The 16,669-nt window shown below is 36.8% G+C and carries 10 protein-coding genes; all 10 read left to right on the top strand.

Going from position 1 to position 16,669, the window contains the following annotated elements; genetic code table 11:
- The first annotated feature begins 131 nt into the window (after positions 1 to 131).
- On the top strand, positions 132 to 1,355 hold the full coding sequence (locus JAZ75_RS08995; protein ID WP_208701359.1) for an exo-beta-N-acetylmuramidase NamZ domain-containing protein: 1,224 nt from the start codon (positions 132 to 134) through the stop codon (positions 1,353 to 1,355).
- Between the two features lie 57 nt (positions 1,356 to 1,412).
- Positions 1,413 to 4,904 (top strand): SusC/RagA family TonB-linked outer membrane protein, encoded by a 3,492-nt coding sequence (locus tag JAZ75_RS09000; RefSeq protein ID WP_208701361.1) that lies wholly within the window; start codon positions 1,413 to 1,415, stop codon positions 4,902 to 4,904.
- A gap of 10 nt (positions 4,905 to 4,914) precedes the next feature.
- Positions 4,915 to 6,777 carry a RagB/SusD family nutrient uptake outer membrane protein gene (locus tag JAZ75_RS09005; protein ID WP_208701363.1) on the top strand — a complete coding sequence of 621 codons (1,863 nt, stop codon included), beginning with the start codon at positions 4,915 to 4,917 and terminating at the stop codon, positions 6,775 to 6,777.
- Positions 6,778 to 6,947: 170 nt separating this feature from the next.
- Positions 6,948 to 8,801, top strand: a complete 1,854-nt coding sequence (locus JAZ75_RS09010; protein ID WP_208701365.1) for a PQQ-binding-like beta-propeller repeat protein — start codon at positions 6,948 to 6,950, stop codon at positions 8,799 to 8,801.
- Positions 8,802 to 8,821: 20 nt separating this feature from the next.
- A complete protein-coding gene (locus tag JAZ75_RS09015) occupies positions 8,822 to 10,648 on the top strand; it encodes a glycoside hydrolase family 9 protein (RefSeq protein WP_232789392.1) in 1,827 nt (608 codons plus the stop codon).
- A gap of 38 nt (positions 10,649 to 10,686) precedes the next feature.
- Positions 10,687 to 11,343 carry a polysaccharide deacetylase family protein gene (locus tag JAZ75_RS25980; RefSeq protein ID WP_232789393.1) on the top strand — a complete coding sequence of 219 codons (657 nt, stop codon included), beginning with the start codon at positions 10,687 to 10,689 and terminating at the stop codon, positions 11,341 to 11,343.
- A gap of 25 nt (positions 11,344 to 11,368) precedes the next feature.
- Positions 11,369 to 12,181 (top strand): N-acetylmuramic acid 6-phosphate etherase, encoded by an 813-nt coding sequence (murQ, locus tag JAZ75_RS09020; RefSeq protein ID WP_208701367.1) that lies wholly within the window; start codon positions 11,369 to 11,371, stop codon positions 12,179 to 12,181.
- A 30-nt stretch (positions 12,182 to 12,211) separates the two neighbouring features.
- A complete protein-coding gene (locus JAZ75_RS09025) occupies positions 12,212 to 13,702 on the top strand; it encodes a sodium:solute symporter (RefSeq protein ID WP_208701369.1) in 1,491 nt (496 codons plus the stop codon).
- Between the two features lie 69 nt (positions 13,703 to 13,771).
- Entirely contained in the window at positions 13,772 to 14,587 is an 816-nt protein-coding gene (locus JAZ75_RS09030; RefSeq protein WP_208701371.1) for a purine-nucleoside phosphorylase, read from the top strand.
- A gap of 28 nt (positions 14,588 to 14,615) precedes the next feature.
- Positions 14,616 to 16,604 carry a putative porin gene (locus JAZ75_RS09035; protein WP_208701373.1) on the top strand — a complete coding sequence of 663 codons (1,989 nt, stop codon included), beginning with the start codon at positions 14,616 to 14,618 and terminating at the stop codon, positions 16,602 to 16,604.
- Positions 16,605 to 16,669: the final 65 nt, after the last annotated feature.

Genomic DNA, 16,669 nt, shown 5'->3' on the forward strand with positions numbered 1-16,669 from the left:
ATCACTTACTTTGTTTTGCATGTTTATGAGTTATTTAATTTAGAAAACGAAAACATCTACTTACATTTATTGACGAATTATCAACTATTTGGCAGTATGGTAGGTACGCTATCATCAATTTTAATTTAACTATGAAAAGACTATTTGCATTCCTTGCATTGACAAGTTTTCTTGCTTTCAATTCCTGTGCTAGTAAATCAGCAATTGTAAGCAAGACTCCTTCTTCTACTGTCGCTAATAATACAGATATTTTACCTGGAGCAGATCAACTTGCAATTTACTTACCCATGTTAAAAGGTAAGAAGGTTGGGATAATGGGGAATCAAACTTCTGTTGTTGGACGATCAAAGGAACATCTGGTTGATCTATTATTTCGGGAGAAAGTGGATTTAAAATTTGCTTTTGCGCCTGAGCATGGATTTAGAGGTGATGTCGAAAGGGGAGAGAAATTTGGAAATGATGTTGACTCTAAAACAGGATTGCCTTTATATACTTTATATGGCGGTAATCAGAAACAGGATTCAATCATAAATACAATCGATGTTATGATTTTCGATCTTCAGGATGTTGGAGCTCGATTTTATACTTATATCACTTCGTTACATCGTGTTATGGAATTATGTGCAAAACATAATAAGAAATTAATTGTCTTGGATCGACCTAATCCAAATGGAGATCAAGTAGATGGTCCCGTAAGGCACGATGATAAGTTTAAATCCGATGTTTCTTGGCACAAAATAGCGATGATTCACGGTTTGACAATTGGTGAATTGGCTAAGATGGTTAATGGTGAAAAATGGTTAGAAAATGGAAAGCAGTGTGATGTTACGGTTGTCCCTGTAAAAGGATATGATCATAAGATGATGTACGAACTGCAGGTTATTCCCTCACCAAGTCTTCCAAATGCGTTATCGGTTCGGCTGTATTTATCATTATGTCTTTTTGAGGGGACTGATATTTCCGTAGGACGTGGAACGGACTGGCCTTTTCAAATTATTGGTTATACCAATCCAGTTTATGGTTCATTTACTTTTACTCCAGGTGATCGCCATGGTATGACAAAACATGTGGAAGGTAAAGGTGCTGTTAATTATGGTCTTGATCTTCGAAATATAATTCCTTCGGAGCACAAGTTTACCCTGAAATATCTCTTGGATTTTTACAATAAAACTCCTGATAAATCAACTTTCTTTGCCCGACCTGCCTTTTTTGACAAGCTAGCGGGAACAGATCAATTAAGACTGCAGATTCTTGCAGGTAAATCGGAAGATGAAATTAGAGCATCATGGGCTAAGGATTTAGACGCATATAAATTGATGCGTAAAAAATATTTGATCTACCCAGATTTTGAATAAAACAAACAAACTAAATATCAATATAAGCAATCATTTATTTTAAAACGCTACAATACAATGAGAAAATTTATACTATTTTCTGTTGCGGTGGGATTAAGTGTGCCTTCTAAGTCTTTCAGTAATGTGAGCAAAGAGAGTATTCTAAATAATCCTAAAGTAACACAGTCACTTTTAGCTTCATCCAAATCTGTACTTCAAAATGCAGTTCAGGGGGTAGTGACTGGACCGGATGGGCCCATGTCCGAGGTAAGCGTAGTAGTTGTTGGAGGAACGGCATCTACAAAAACTGATAGCCAAGGTCATTTCAAAATTGCTGCTCCAATTGGAAGTAAATTAAGATTTACTTCTGTGGGTTATGCAACAAAAGAGGTGACAGTAACTTCTAATACAGTCAATGTAACCATAGAATCAAGCAATGAAGCTTTGGAAGAAGTCGTTGTGGTTGGTTATGGTACGCAGAAAAAAGGAAATGTAACAGGTGCTGTATCGACTATTAATGTCAAAGAAAATTTGCAGAGTAGACCAATTGCAGATGTTGGCCGTGCAATTCAGGGAACAACACCAGGATTAAGTGTTACAATACCTAGTGGAGAGGTGGGAGCTGATCCGAAAATTAGAATTCGTGGTGCAATTTCTTCAATCCAAGGGACATCTAATCCACTTATTTTATTAGATAATGTTGAAATACCAAGTATTCAATATGTCAATCCTGAAGATGTAGAGTCGATTACCGTTTTAAAAGATGCCGCAGCTTCTTCTATTTATGGAGCTAAAGCCGCTTTTGGGGTTATATTGATTACAAGTAAGACGGGAAACACAACCGAAAAAATCAATGTGAATTATTCTAATAATTTCTCTTTTCAAAATCCCTTTAAAAGATATGAGATGGGACGTTTGAACGCATTGAAATATACGGTAGACGCTATGGATCGAGTAGGGGAAACGGAGACTGGAGCTTTTTATAAAATCAATAGAGAAAGCTACGAGAAAGCTGTCGATTGGGATAAAAAATATGGCTCTACTATCGGAGCAGATGATCCGACAGTATACGGAAGGGATTGGTATGTGAATCCTACAGCTCCAACTAAGAAGTTTGGTATACGTACTTATGATCCATATGATTATATGATTAAAGAGTGGGCACCTACACAAACTCACAATCTATCCTTAAATGGTAGTGTTAATAAAACAAAATATACTGCTTCATTCGGTTCGTTAAACCAAAGCGGAATGTTAAAACCTGGAAATTCAGATAAATTCACAAGGTATAATGCTGCTTTACGCCTTAGTACTGAACTTAATAAATATATAACTGTTCGGGGTGGTGCTATGTTTGCTCAACGAAATAAGACATATCCATATGCCACAAACTCCACTACAGCAGATCCGTGGTTATACATGTATCGATGGAGTTCCTTGTATCCGATGGGCAATGATGAAAATGGAAACCCAATTAGAAGTCCTTGGAGTGAAAATAATGCAGCTAATGATGCATCGATGTTGCGCAACTACATTAACTTAAATGCAGGTGCGACAGTTAATATTAAGAAAAATTGGCGAGTAGATATTGATTATAGTTTTACGAATGAAGATTTTTCGTGGAGAAGAAATGGTACACGATATACAGCAGCAAATTCATGGGTAGCCGCGAAGAAAAGAGTTGATGCTAGTGGTAATCCGGTGTATGTTAATAGTGATGGTGCTGTTGTGTCTGCTACTGATGAAGGAGCTATACAGGCATATGATTTATCAAATGATATGTATACCGCGAATGGTTCTGCGCAAGATCATATTTATATGCGGTCTGAAAATGAGCAAAAACATACCTTTAATGCCTATAGTACATATGATTTAAATCTAAATGACGATCATGTATTTAAATTTATGTTAGGTATGAATCGTGTTGCTTCAGCCGGTCAATATCATTGGACACAAAGAGCCGATTTAATTGATATTACAAATCCGCAGTTTGATCTTGCTGTGGGCACAATTACGGGTAGCGGAGGAGAGTACTGGGAGTCGCAATTAGGGTATTTTGGACGTGTTAACTATGCTTATAAGAACAAATATTTATTAGAAGCAAATCTTCGTTATGATGGCTCTTCTAAATTTCCAAAAGATTTGAAATGGAGATGGTTCCCGTCGTTCTCTGCAGGATGGGTGGCTTCGGAAGAAAGATTTATGGAATGGGCAAAACCCACGTTGAATCAATTGAAGTTTAGAGGTTCTTGGGGTATTATTGGTAACCAGACTGTACCTTCTGATTTATATATTTCCAATATGCCTGCTGGTCAAACGAATTGGGTGATTGATGGTACTCTAACTAATTCGGTGGGTACGCCAAAATTAATTGTACCTGATGTTACTTGGGAAGATTTGGAAACGTTGGATATTGGTTTAGATGCACGTTTTTTTAAAAATAAATTAGGACTGACTGTTGATTGGTATCAAAAGAAAACGAATAATATGTTTGCTCCGTTAGAGGGTACTACGTTGACTTTGGGCGCACCTGCTCCTATAGGTAATTATGGTACATTGACAACTAAAGGAGTGGAAATTGCTTTAGATTTTAATCATCGGTTTGAAAATGGTCTTGGTATTAATTTAAGGGCTAATATTGACGATTCTAAATCGGTTTTCAATGGTTATACAGAATCAAGAACTACAGGTGTAAATTATAATGGACGTGTTTATGGTGATATTTGGGGCTTCGAAACAGATCGACTGTACCAATATGATGATTTTGTATTGGATGGAAATGGAAATGCACAATTAGTTAAACTAACACCAGAAATGTCTAAATATTATGAGAATGGTGGTGGTCAAGCTTATTTATTGAAAGAAGGACCTAATGGGGAGAAAGCTGTCTATCAGCCTAGGTATCAAAATTCATCTAAGTTTTACTACGGACCTGGGGATGTCAAATATAAGGATTTGAATGGTGATGGAGAAATAGACAATGGAGAAGGTACAATTGATAATCCTGGAGATACGAAGATTATTGGTAATTCAACACCAAGATATCAGTATGGATTCAGAATCGGTGCAGATTTTAAAGGCTTTGATGTCTCAGCTTTCTTTCAGGGTGTCGGCCAGCGTAAAGTCTGGGGAACAGGATTTTTAGCTATTCCGGGCTTTAATGTTTCTGATGGGGCGATGCCAGCAAGTTTTGTTAATGATTATTGGACACCAGATAATCAGGATGCATTTTATCCTGCAGCGTTTAATAATGCTGGAGGTACTAATGTAAACAATATGCAGATTCAATCGCGATACTTATTGGATATGTCTTATCTGAGAGTTAAAAATCTAACAATGGGATATACAATATCTAAACATGTTTTGGATCGTGTGAAAATTAATAATTTACGGGTATACGTTTCATTGGAAAATTTCTTTACGTGGGACAAGTTAAATGGATTGCCAGTTGACCCCGAAGAGGTGGAAGGAGAGTCTATTTTTAATGCTACCAACTATAATGGCGGTCGCACAGGTGTAGGTACTCCAACATTCAAAAGCGCTTCATTTGGTGTTCAGTTAAATTTTTAATATTAGGAAAATGAAATTAAATAAACATATTATAGCAATTTTGCTGTCTACGGCAAGTTTAGTTTCTTGTAATAAGGACTTGCTCGATCGCTCAGAAACAACTAAAGTGAACGATGCTGAGTTTTGGAGAAATCAGACTGATGTTAGGTTGTATGCAAATGATTTTTACACAAACTTTTTTGTAGGATATAATTCTGGATTCGGTGTTGCATTTGCTCCGCTGAGAGGGTATAACTGGGCGGATGATTTTACATCTGAGGGAGCACAGGCGAGCTTTGAATCGACAGTTCCTACTACACGTGGTCCTTCTGCAACAGCCATAGCTTTGCCTATTACCGATATGCTAACACAATATTCAGGACCTTCCTGGAATTTCTATTGGGTGCGGAAAGCTAATGTAATGTTAAACAGGTTGGAAAATAAAGCAAAGCCTAATTTATCACAAGAGGAGTATAATCATTGGACAGCTGTTGCGAAATTTTTCAGAGCTTTTGAATACTCACGTTTAGTAGGTGTGTTTGGAGATGTTCCTTATTTTGATACCGAGGTTGATCCAAAAGATTTTGATACGATGTACAAAGCCCGAACACCAAGAACAGAGGTGATGGATAAAGTATACGATGACTGTAAGTTTGTTCTTGAAAATATGCGCATTGACGATGGTAAAGGCTATGTGGGGCGCTACACAGCCGCGGCTCTGATTTCAAATTGGATGCTATTTGAAGGTACCTGGGAGCATTATCATAATGTCGATAAAACAAGAGCAAAAAAGTTTTTGGAATTAGCGGTTGAAGCTTCTCAATATGTAATGAATTCAGGTAAATATACCTTTGGAAGTGATTTTAAAAGTTTATTTGCATCCGAAGATCTAACCGGAAATCCTGAGGTTATTTTCTTTAGAGCTTATAATGATGCTGTAAAAGTTACACATGCAATAGGTTCGTACAGTAATGGATATGAGGGGCAGGATAAAGCATCAAATCTGAGCTTACTGAAATCTTTTATCTGTAATGATGGTAAGGTGTGGCAAAACTCAACAGTGGCTAAAGCTAGTGATTTTTCATTAAAGGCATTGGCAGCATCTAGAGATCCAAGATTTGAAGCGACTTTCATGGATACTGTCAATACTGCTGCTGTAACTCTTGCTTATGTTCATAAATTTTCGAGTAGGGATGCGTTGACTTATATCGGTAAAACTTATCCTGCGAAATGGACTAGTAATACCAATACGAATGATGCTCCTGTAGCGCGCTTGGCAGAAGTGGTGCTGAATTGGATTGAAGCTAAGCAAGTGTTGGCTGAGAATTATGGTGGTGCTGCTGTGAGTCAGAATGACTTGGATAAATCAATCAATGCAATACGAAATCGACCATTAGATTCAGATGCGGTGAGAAAAGGTGTTAAGAAAACAGCGCCATTATTATTGTCTGCGATTCCAAATGATCCTTCTAAAGATGGTGATGTGTCTCCTTTGATGTGGGAGATTCGCCGTGAACGCCGTATGGAGTTTGTGTACGAGGGAGCACGTCTAAATGATATTAGACGTTGGAAAAAATTGGATTATATGAATTTTAACAAACCAGATTATGCTGCTGGTCCTTGGATCAATGCTTTGAAAGATTTACCTAAAAATACCTCGGGCACTAATTTGGCCGATTCATATAAGAATAAGTTAAAAGTAATGAAGGCAGATGGTACTATTGTAATGTTTACAGGTGCAAATGCTGCTGATATGGTCGGTTATTATGTAGTTGCAAACTTTGAAAATCGCGTAGCTTTCAAAGAGAGATCATATATGTCACCTGTTGGACTTAATCAAGTGCAACAATACGTAGACAGAGGATATACATTAACACAAACAGCAGGCTGGTAGTCTTTGACTACTGGGTTATTAGAGCCACTTAATTTAGGTGGCTCTTTTTATTTGGTCCCATTGATCATTTTGCAAAAGTGTTTGTTTGCGTTATTATTTTATATTATTGCACAAACATGCATGTTTGTGCATTTTTTTAAGTATATTTACGTTAATAACTGATTCCTATCATGATAAAAAGAACCTATACGATTATTTGCATAATGACTTTTGCCTTCAATTTCTTGCATGGGCAAACTTTCAAATTTGCCCATGTAACAGATACGCATGTTGGCGGTGCAACTGGAGAAGAAGATTTACGACGAACCGTAAAAGATCTCAATACATTAAAAGATATTGATTTTGTTATTTTATCGGGTGATATTACAGAATTTGGTGCAGATCATGAATTGAAATTGGCCAAGCAAATACTGGATAGTTTGTCATTGCCATGGTATGTAATACCTGGAAATCATGATGGTAACTGGTCTGAAAATGGGGCCAATACTTTTCGTAGTGTGTTTGGAGGTGAAACCTTCTTCTTTAAACATAAAGGATTTATGTTTTTGGGGACAAACTCTGGTCCTAACATGCGGATGAGTCCTGGTCAGATTCCGAGGGAAAACCTAGTGTGGATGGATTCTGTGTTTAGTGCTCATCCTGATCGTAATACCCCTCTCATATATATCAATCACTATCCGCAGGATTCTTCTTTAAATAATTGGTTTGAAGCGTTGGATCGTGTGAAATCTAGAAATGTACAATTGGCTTTTTGCGGACATGGTCATATAAATAAAGTGTACGACTGGGAGGGTATACCTGGGATCATGGGGAGGTCAAATTTGCGCGCGAAGAATGAATATGGCGGTTATAATATTGTGACGATTGACCAGGGTAAGGCTACTTATCAAGAACGTACAGTTGATGGAACTTCCTTGGATCCTTGGGCAGTGATCGCGCTAGAAAATCATCATTTTGAACTAGATGAAAAGAAATATCCGAGACCAAATTACGCTGTTAATGAAAAATTCGCCTCTAAAGTTGCAGTGGATTGGGTTTTTCAAGATGAGAGTGATATCGGTTCTGGAATGGCACTTTATAAGGATTTGATCATTACAGCAAATACTTCAGGTGATGTTTTTGCTTTGGATAATAATACGGGACAGAAAAAATGGTCATTTAAAACTGGTGGTAAAGTTTATTCAACACCAGCTGCATGGAAGGGTGTTGTCGTTGTCGGTTCTTCAGATCATTATATCTATGGGTTGGATGCAGAAAGTGGACTGTTAAAATGGAAAATTAAAACAGGAAAAGCTGTTTTGGGATCACCTTTGATTCAGAGTGGCACGGCATACATCGGCGGTTCGGATGGAGTTTTTAGAGCATTGGATGTACTGACTGGAAAGGAAAAGTGGAATTTTAAGGACGTAAAGGGGTATGTTTCTACGCTCCCAACTTATTATCAAAATCTAATTATTTTTGGTTCTTGGGGTAATGGTTTTTATGCCTTAAATGCGCAGTCAGGTAAATTAGAGTGGGAATGGAATAATGGACATGCTAATCGGATGTTTTCAGCTGCTGCTTGTTATCCCGTTGCGGTGAACAATGCAATTTATGTGGTAGCTCCAGATCGATTTATGACAGCTTTAAATGCAAAAAATGGAAAGGTTATCTGGAGAGAGAAGAAGGATACGATACGAGTTAGAGAGTCAATGGGTTTATCAAATGATCATAAATATGTGTATGTGAAAACAATGGATGGTGATTTACTTGGTATTTCCACCAAAGCTGATAAAATGGAAGTCTCATGGAAATCAGATTTGAAACTTCCTTATGAACTAACCCCGTCAGCGATCACCGCTAACAATAAAATTGTTTTTGTACCAAGTCATTCAGGTTTGCTGTCAGCTGTTAATGCCTCCTCACGAGCTGTATTGTGGCAATATAAAATATCAAATGGTATGGTCAATCCCCCGCTGATTATGGGTAATAAAGGGTTAGTTTGCAGTACAATGGACGGTAAAATTGTTAAACTAAAATTTTAACTTTATAAAAGTTCTAAATTATGAAATTAACTACGCAAAACTTATTACATTTACAGCGAGTTTTTATGCTTGTTTTTGCATGTTTTGTTTTTAACTTTGCGAAAGCGCAAGAACAGGCATGGATAAGAGTGAACCAATTAGGGTATACACCTGCGGGAATTAAAGTTGCGGTATTTGGAGCAAAGGAAAAGGCTGATTATACTCGGTTTGAACTGATTGATGCGAAAACGCAGAAAAGTGTATTTTCGAATATAATCGGTAAAGATTTTGGAACTTATGGACCATTTGTGCAAAGCTTTAGGTTTGATTTTTCAGCATATCGTGATACGGGTTCTTATTATTTAAGAGTTGGAAAAGTGAAATCACCAGTTTTTAAAATTGGAAAGGATGTCTATAAAGGAGCTGCCGATTTCGCACTTCGTTATATGCGGCAACAAAGAACGCTTTTTAACCCGTATCTAAAAGATAGCTGTCATACACACGACGGTTTTGTATTACATGCTAATAAGGTAGGTATTGCAGATAGCTCACGTATTGATGCAGGAGGAGGCTGGCATGATGCTTCCGATTATTTGCAATATTCAACGACTTCGGCAAATGCTACTTATCATTTGTTAGCTGCTTATAGAGATTTTCCAAAAGTATTTGGTGATCAAAAGCAGGCAAATGGATTGGATGGTCAGAATGGTCGCGCTGATGTGCTGGACGAAGCAAAATGGGGATTGGATTGGTTGCTAAAGATGCATCCTGCTCCAAACTTAATGTTTAACCAGATTGCAGATGACCGTGATCATACAAATATGAGAATGCCTGGTGAAGATCCTTTTTATGGAAGAGGTTTTGAAAGACCTGTGTATTTTATAAATGGCGAACCGCAGCAACGTGGTAAGTTTATGAATAATACAACAGGTACAAGTTCAACGGCAGCCAAGTTTTCGAGCGCTTTCCATCTAGGTAGTTCTTTGTTTCGAAATAATGATATTAAATATGCTAAAACTTTGGCTAAAAAAGCCAAAACAGCATATAACTTTGCATTAATAAAACCTGGGGTAACACAAACAGTATCAGTGAAGTCTCCTTATATTTATGCCGAGGATAATTGGGTTGATGATATGGAGCTGGCCGGAGCAATGTTTTATGGGGCAACAAATAAGAAGCGGTTTTTAAATGAATCGATAGCTTATGCGCGACAGGAAAAAATTACGCCATGGATGGAAACAGATACCGCAGCACATTACCAATGGTATCCATTTATTAATTTAGGGCATTATGAACTGGGAAAACAGTTAAAAGGCAATGATCGCGAGGAGATTGTCTCATATTATAAGTCTGGAATAGCGTCGGTCTTTGAACGAGCAAAAACAAATGCCTTTTATAGGGGTGTTCCTTTTATTTGGTGCAGTAATAATTTAACTGTATCGTTCGCTATTCAATGTTTATGGTATAAAGAATTGACACAGGATACACAATACGATGAATTGGCACAAGCAAATATAGATTGGATCTTTGGTACAAATCCTTGGGGCACAAGCATGGTTTATGGTCTGCCTTCGTGGGGAGATACACCTGTTAATCCGCATTCTGCTTTTACTCATTTAAAGAATTTTCCAATTGATGGTGGGTTGGTTGATGGTCCCATAATGACTTCGACATATCGTAATCTGATCGGAATTAAATTGCTGAATGAGGATCCGTATGCCGCATTTCAAAGTGATCTTGTTGTTTATCATGACGATTATGGTGACTACAGTACAAATGAACCTACAATGGATGGTACTGCTTCATTGATCTATTTGTTAGCTTCTCAAGAACAAAAGGCCTTAGAGGAGCCTCAAATAAAAAAGTAGTTAAAGATTCTTTTGGAGCTATCGTGAGAGGAGATAGCTTGCAAAAGCAACTAGCGCTGGTTTTTACAGGGCATGATTTAGCTGATGGTGGATTGACGGTGCTAAAAATATTGAAAGAAAAGGATGTAAAGGGTTCTTTCTTTCTAACAGGAGACTTTTTGAGAACATCGAAATTTCGTTCTGTTGTAAAGGAGATTAAAAGGAATAAACATTATCTTTCTGCTCACTCTGATAAACATTTATTGTTTAGTGATTGGGACAATAGACAAGGTTTATTAGTAACAAAGGATTCATTTATCCAAGATTTGGAGATGAATTTCAGGGAATTAGAAAAATTAGGTTTTCGAACCGATAACAAATATTTTATTCCTTCGTATGAATGGTACAATCAGGAGATTGTCATGTGGAGTGAGGAAATGGGATATGTGCCCATTAATTATACTCCTGGATTACGAACTGCCGCCGATTATAGTTATCCTGAAATGGGTAAACGATATTTATCTTCTGATGATATTGAAAAGGGGCTATGGGAACAAAATAAAAAGCTAAACGGATTAAATGGATTTATCATACTCATACATATGGGCACAGACTCACGTCGAAAAGATAAGTTTTATCACCGCTTAGGTAAAATGATAGATAAGTTAAAGAAAGAGGAATATCAATTTGTCGATATTCGTGTGTTATTACAATAGAATAAAGGATAATATAGAAGATAGGATGATAAATACAACCGAAAAAGAATCGCATTACCAGGATTTAGAAAAAATGACTGTTTTGGAGTTGTTGACGAATATTAATAACGAAGATAAGACCGTTCCGATGGCTGTTGAAAAAGCTATTCCGCAGATAGAGGCGTTGGTTAATGAGTGTGTATCTAAGATGAAAAATGGAGGACGTGTTTTTTATATCGGTGCTGGTACAAGTGGACGATTAGGTGTTTTGGATGCATCAGAATGTCCTCCAACTTATGGTGTTCCATTTGATTGGATTATCGGAATGATTGCAGGAGGAGATACGGCTATCCGAAAAGCAGTTGAATTTGCTGAAGATGATACAGAACAGGCCTGGAAGGACTTGACTGAATATAGTATTAATAAAACGGATGTTGTTATCGGTATTGCCGCATCAGGAACGACTCCTTATGTAGTTGGAGGTTTACAGGCCGCCAATGCCGCGGGATTAGTAACAGGCTGTATCGTTTGCAATAGTGGTTCACCTATAGCAAAAGAGGCGCAATTGCCTGTGGAAGTAGTGGTTGGGCCTGAGTTCGTGACAGGTTCTACACGTATGAAAGCAGGGACTGCTCAAAAATTAGTACTGAATATGCTAAGTACCTCCATTATGATCCAATTGGGACGTGTGCAGGGAAATAAAATGGTTGATATGCAATTATCTAATCATAAATTAATGGCTCGCGGGGTTCGTATTATTATGGATGAAACGAATGCAACGGAAGCTGAAGCAACAGAATTATTGGAAAAATTTGGTCATGTGCGCCAGGCAATAGAGGCATATCAAGAAACACACTAAACACTAAATCACCTATTATAAAACAAACTTATGTCACCAATAATTTTATTATCATTTTTGGTGGTCTACTTTGCTGTTTTACTTGCCGTAGCGCATTTTACTTCAAAGGGATCATCAGACAACTCCACTTTTTTTGTGGCTAATCGCAATTCGAAATGGTATATGGTTGCCTTTGGAATGATTGGTACTGCATTGTCAGGAGTGACTTTCATTTCAGTACCGGGAGCAGTTGGTGCTTCAGAATTTAGCTACTTTCAGTTTGTGCTCGGAAATGCCGTTGGTTTTATTATCATCGCGTATGTCTTGTTACCGCTATATTATAGGATGAACCTAACTTCTATTTACACCTATTTAGAAGAACGTTTTGGTCATACAACTTATAAAACAGGAGCAGCTATTTTTTTAATTTCAAGAACGATAGGTTCTGCCTTTCGTCTTTATTTGGTTGCTATTGTATTGCAACATTTTATTTTTGATGCTTGGAATATTCCTTTTGTAGTTACAGTTGTAATCTGTCTGTTGTTAATTTGGCTTTATACAAATAAAGGCGGGTTGAAGACAATAATTGTAACGGATACGCTGCAAACAACATTTTTGATAACAGCGGTCATTCTTTCCATCTACTTTATGGCTAAAGGACTAAATTTTGGAATTGTTGATACTTTCGAAGCAGTTAAAGAAAGTAGCTATTCTAAAATATTCTTTTGGGATGATTTTGTTGGTAGCAAAGCTAATTTTTGGAAACAATTTCTAGGGGGGATTTTTGTAACCATTGCCATGACAGGATTAGACCAGGATCTGATGCAGAAGAACCTCTCCATGGGAACAATCAAAGAGGCTCAAAAGAATATGCTTACCTTTACCAGTGTATTTGTGGTGATCAATATTTTCTTTTTAGCAGTTGGAGCACTGCTCTATATCTATGCAGAGAAAAATGGAATTGATATCAGTCAGCTCGCTACTCGTGATTATTTATATCCTGAAATTGCTTTAAATCATTTGGCTATTCTTCCGGCAATAATTTTTATGATGGGATTGACGGCAGCTACATTTGCAACTACTGACTCAGCATTAACTGCTTTGACGACTTCGTATTGTATTGATTTCCTAAATTTTAATAAAAAAGAGAATCCGAATGATCCAGTATTGGTTAAGCAACGTAATTATGTACATTTTGGCTTTTCTATTGTTATGTTATTGGTGATTTTAGTATTCAAATTAATTAATGATGATTCGGTCGTAAACGCAATCTTTACAGCTGCAAGTTACACATATGGTCCATTGTTGGGACTGTTTGTTGTAGGTATTGCTACAAAATACGCAGTTAAAGACAAACTAGTGCCTTTCATTTGTGTGCTATCACCAGCTATTTTGTATATTTTGAAAACTTATGTAATAGAAGTTTATACGCCGTATGTAATCGGTTTAGACTTGATCATTATCAATGGTTTTATAACATTCGTACTGTTGATTTTAACTTCTCCGGGTAAAGCCTCCGATAGAGCGCTTTCACATAATTAAAAAAAGTTAAGTGATTTGTACGTGCAAAAAAATTAAGTTAAGTTTGATTAAATTAGTTTTTTTGCACGTATGTATCAATTGATAGAAGAAACCGCTGGATTTATCCGCAAGAAAATAGGCGATTTTCAGCCTGAATTTGGAATAATACTAGGTACTGGATTGGGTAAGTTGGTCGATGAGATCGACGTCCAGTATTCATTGATGTATTCCAATATCCCCAACTTTCCCATTTCTACAGTTGAATTTCATTCCGGTAAATTGATTTTCGGTATGCTGAATGGTCGTAGGGTTGTAGCGATGCAAGGTAGACTTCATTATTATGAAGGCTACAATATGAAAGAAATTACATTTCCAATCCGTATCATGAAAGTCTTGGGCATTCAGAAGCTCTTTGTTTCAAATGCCTCAGGATCTTTAAACCCTAATATTCTTAAAGGTGATTTGGGTATTATTTCCGATCACATTAATTTGTTGCCAGATAATCCGCTCCGTGGTTCAAACTTAGCCGCATTCGGCCCACGTTTTCCTGATATGAGTCAACCCTATAACCGTGAAATGGTAAAGCAAGGTTTAGACATTGCTGTCCACAGAGAAATTAGGGCACATGAGGTTGTATATGTAGCTGCCCCAGGACCAAATTTGGAAACTAAAGCCGAGTATCGTTACATGAGATTGATTGGCGGTGATATTGTGGGGATGAGTACTGTGCCTGAAGTTATTGTCGCTAATCATATGGATATACCTGTTTTTGCGATCTCTGTGATTACTGATGAGGGTTTTCATGATAATCTGCAACCTGTTTCTTTGCAGGACATCGTAGATATAGCTGCAAAAGCTGAACCAAAGATGACGTTAATTTTGAAAGAATTAATAGCTTTGCAATAGTTTTTAAACAATACTAGTTCAAATATTAATGAAGGTGACCCTGCGCTTATTAGCGATTTTTTGTTGTATTCTTGGTTTTGTAAATCAAGTTCAAGCACAAAGTAATGATGAATGGAGTAGTGCTTTAGATTCTGCTCGGGCAAAAGAAGATGCGAAACAGGATTCTGTTATTTTGTCTGCTAAATATATTCGATATACAACATTGGATATGATGAAAAAAGGAACCTACACCGTTCAAATAGATACATCACATCGTAATTTTCAGTATTATAATAAACAGAATTTACCATGGAATCCCAGTATCAATTTAGGTTCCTATGGTTTAGCAACGCGTGACCTATTATTTCAACCTAGTAAAACGATAGGTTTTCAAAGTGGATTTCACAGTTTGGAGCGTACCTTGTACAGACCAGATTCTATTCAATATTTTAGGGCACGTGCCAGATTTTCGGAACTTTATGCTGTAGGATTTTTCTTTGATGATCAAGTATTTCGTGCTAGACTTGCACAAAATATAAATCCAAGACTTAATATAGGTGGAGAATTTCATGCAACAAGAGCAGATGGATATTATACCAATCAGAAGTATTCCGATATCAAATCGGCTTTATTTGCTTGGTACGAGTCCGAGAATCACCGCTATAATTTGTTGACAAATTTAGTGTTTAATAAACTTGATGCTTCAGAGAATGGTTCGATTTTGTCAGATAATATATTCAAAGATAAGGAAAAACAATCATCCGATCGTTACCCCGTAAGATTACAGGGGCAAGGAGACAATAGACCTCGAAATGAATGGCGTGATAATTCATTTTTCATTCGTCAATCGATGTTTCTTGGTCATCTCGATACCGTTGATGCAGGTAAGCCTACAATGCAGATTTACCCTACAAATAGCGTTGCACATAACAGTTCTGTACGGATTCAGAAATATAATTTTTTTAAAAATGAAACCGATGCTAATGGTGCTTTCCCATATGGCTCTTCCAGATTAACGCAGGATACAACGGAAATTACTTCTATTTCAAATGAATTTGAATATAGCTTTTACTTGAGGGGAAAATCCATTTTTAAAAATGAAGCGAAATTAAATGTTGCTTTTCAACATGATATGTATTGGTATTCAGATAGTGGTATCAATAACAGATTTTATCAAAATGGTATGCTAAAAGGGGAGCTGGGGTATAAGTTCTCAGATCGAGTAAATCTAACAGGTAAAGTCAATCAGATAGTGATGGGTCATAATTTTGGTGATTATCTTTATGAAGCAAAAGCCGACTTTTTATTAAGTTCGAATGTCGGTAAAATTACGCTTTCGGCTTATTCGCAGAATAAATCACCTGAAATGGTCTTTAATCGAATGAATTATACCTACCATCAATGGGAGCGAGATCTTAATAAAACAAAAACACAAAATCTAGCTTTTCAGTATAGCAATCCAAAAATTGGGTTCAATGGAAAGGTTGAATACTTTTTAATGGATAATTATCTTTACTTTAAAGAGATTGATAATCCGAAAAATGATTCACGCCTGGCTAAATTAATTGAACCGGCGCAATTGGGATCTGTTAATCTATTAAAGGTTTCAGTAGGACAAAAGTTCAAGTTTAGTAAATTTACCTTGGATAACTTAATTGTATATCAAAAAACAGATCAGCAGGAAACACTTGCAACTCCTGAAATATATACCTGGCATAGTTTGTATTACAGCAATGTGCTTTATAAGGTGGTTGATTTCAACATTGGAGTTGATGCACGTTTCAACACTCCGTTTACAACACCATCTTATTCAATTAATGCAAGTCAGTTTTATAATGATAATGCAGGGATTAAATTTTCGACTTATCCTATATTTGATGCGTGGGCTACAGCAAACATACAACGCGTGACACTTTTTATAAGTTGTAATTTTGTAAACCAATATTTGGGCATGCCAAAAGGCTATTATACTGTTCGTCGTTATCCGATGAATGATGCGAATATAAGATTTGGTGTTTCTTGGAAATTCTATGACTAAAAATATTGAAAATTATATGCGTGGCTTCTAGTGGATTGCGTTTTTAAGCGTAAAAAACTTTTGAA

The sequence above is a fragment of the Sphingobacterium sp. UDSM-2020 genome (genome assembly GCF_016132525.1).
Taxonomy (GTDB): Bacteria; Bacteroidota; Bacteroidia; order Sphingobacteriales; family Sphingobacteriaceae; genus Sphingobacterium; species Sphingobacterium anhuiense.

What these genes read in the sequence shown, in the direction of transcription:
- JAZ75_RS08995 (WP_208701359.1), top strand. Translation starts at nt 132, where the DNA reads ATGAAAAGACTATTTGCATTCCTTGCATTGACAAGTTTTCTTGCTTTC.
- JAZ75_RS09000 (WP_208701361.1), top strand. Translation starts at nt 1,413, where the DNA reads ATGAGAAAATTTATACTATTTTCTGTTGCGGTGGGATTAAGTGTGCCT.
- JAZ75_RS09005 (WP_208701363.1), top strand. Translation starts at nt 4,915, where the DNA reads ATGAAATTAAATAAACATATTATAGCAATTTTGCTGTCTACGGCAAGT.
- JAZ75_RS09010 (WP_208701365.1), top strand. Translation starts at nt 6,948, where the DNA reads ATGATAAAAAGAACCTATACGATTATTTGCATAATGACTTTTGCCTTC.
- JAZ75_RS09015 (WP_232789392.1), top strand. Translation starts at nt 8,822, where the DNA reads ATGAAATTAACTACGCAAAACTTATTACATTTACAGCGAGTTTTTATG.
- murQ (WP_208701367.1), top strand. Translation starts at nt 11,369, where the DNA reads ATGATAAATACAACCGAAAAAGAATCGCATTACCAGGATTTAGAAAAA.
- JAZ75_RS09025 (WP_208701369.1), top strand. Translation starts at nt 12,212, where the DNA reads ATGTCACCAATAATTTTATTATCATTTTTGGTGGTCTACTTTGCTGTT.
- JAZ75_RS09030 (WP_208701371.1), top strand. Translation starts at nt 13,772, where the DNA reads ATGTATCAATTGATAGAAGAAACCGCTGGATTTATCCGCAAGAAAATA.
- JAZ75_RS09035 (WP_208701373.1), top strand. Translation starts at nt 14,616, where the DNA reads ATGAAGGTGACCCTGCGCTTATTAGCGATTTTTTGTTGTATTCTTGGT.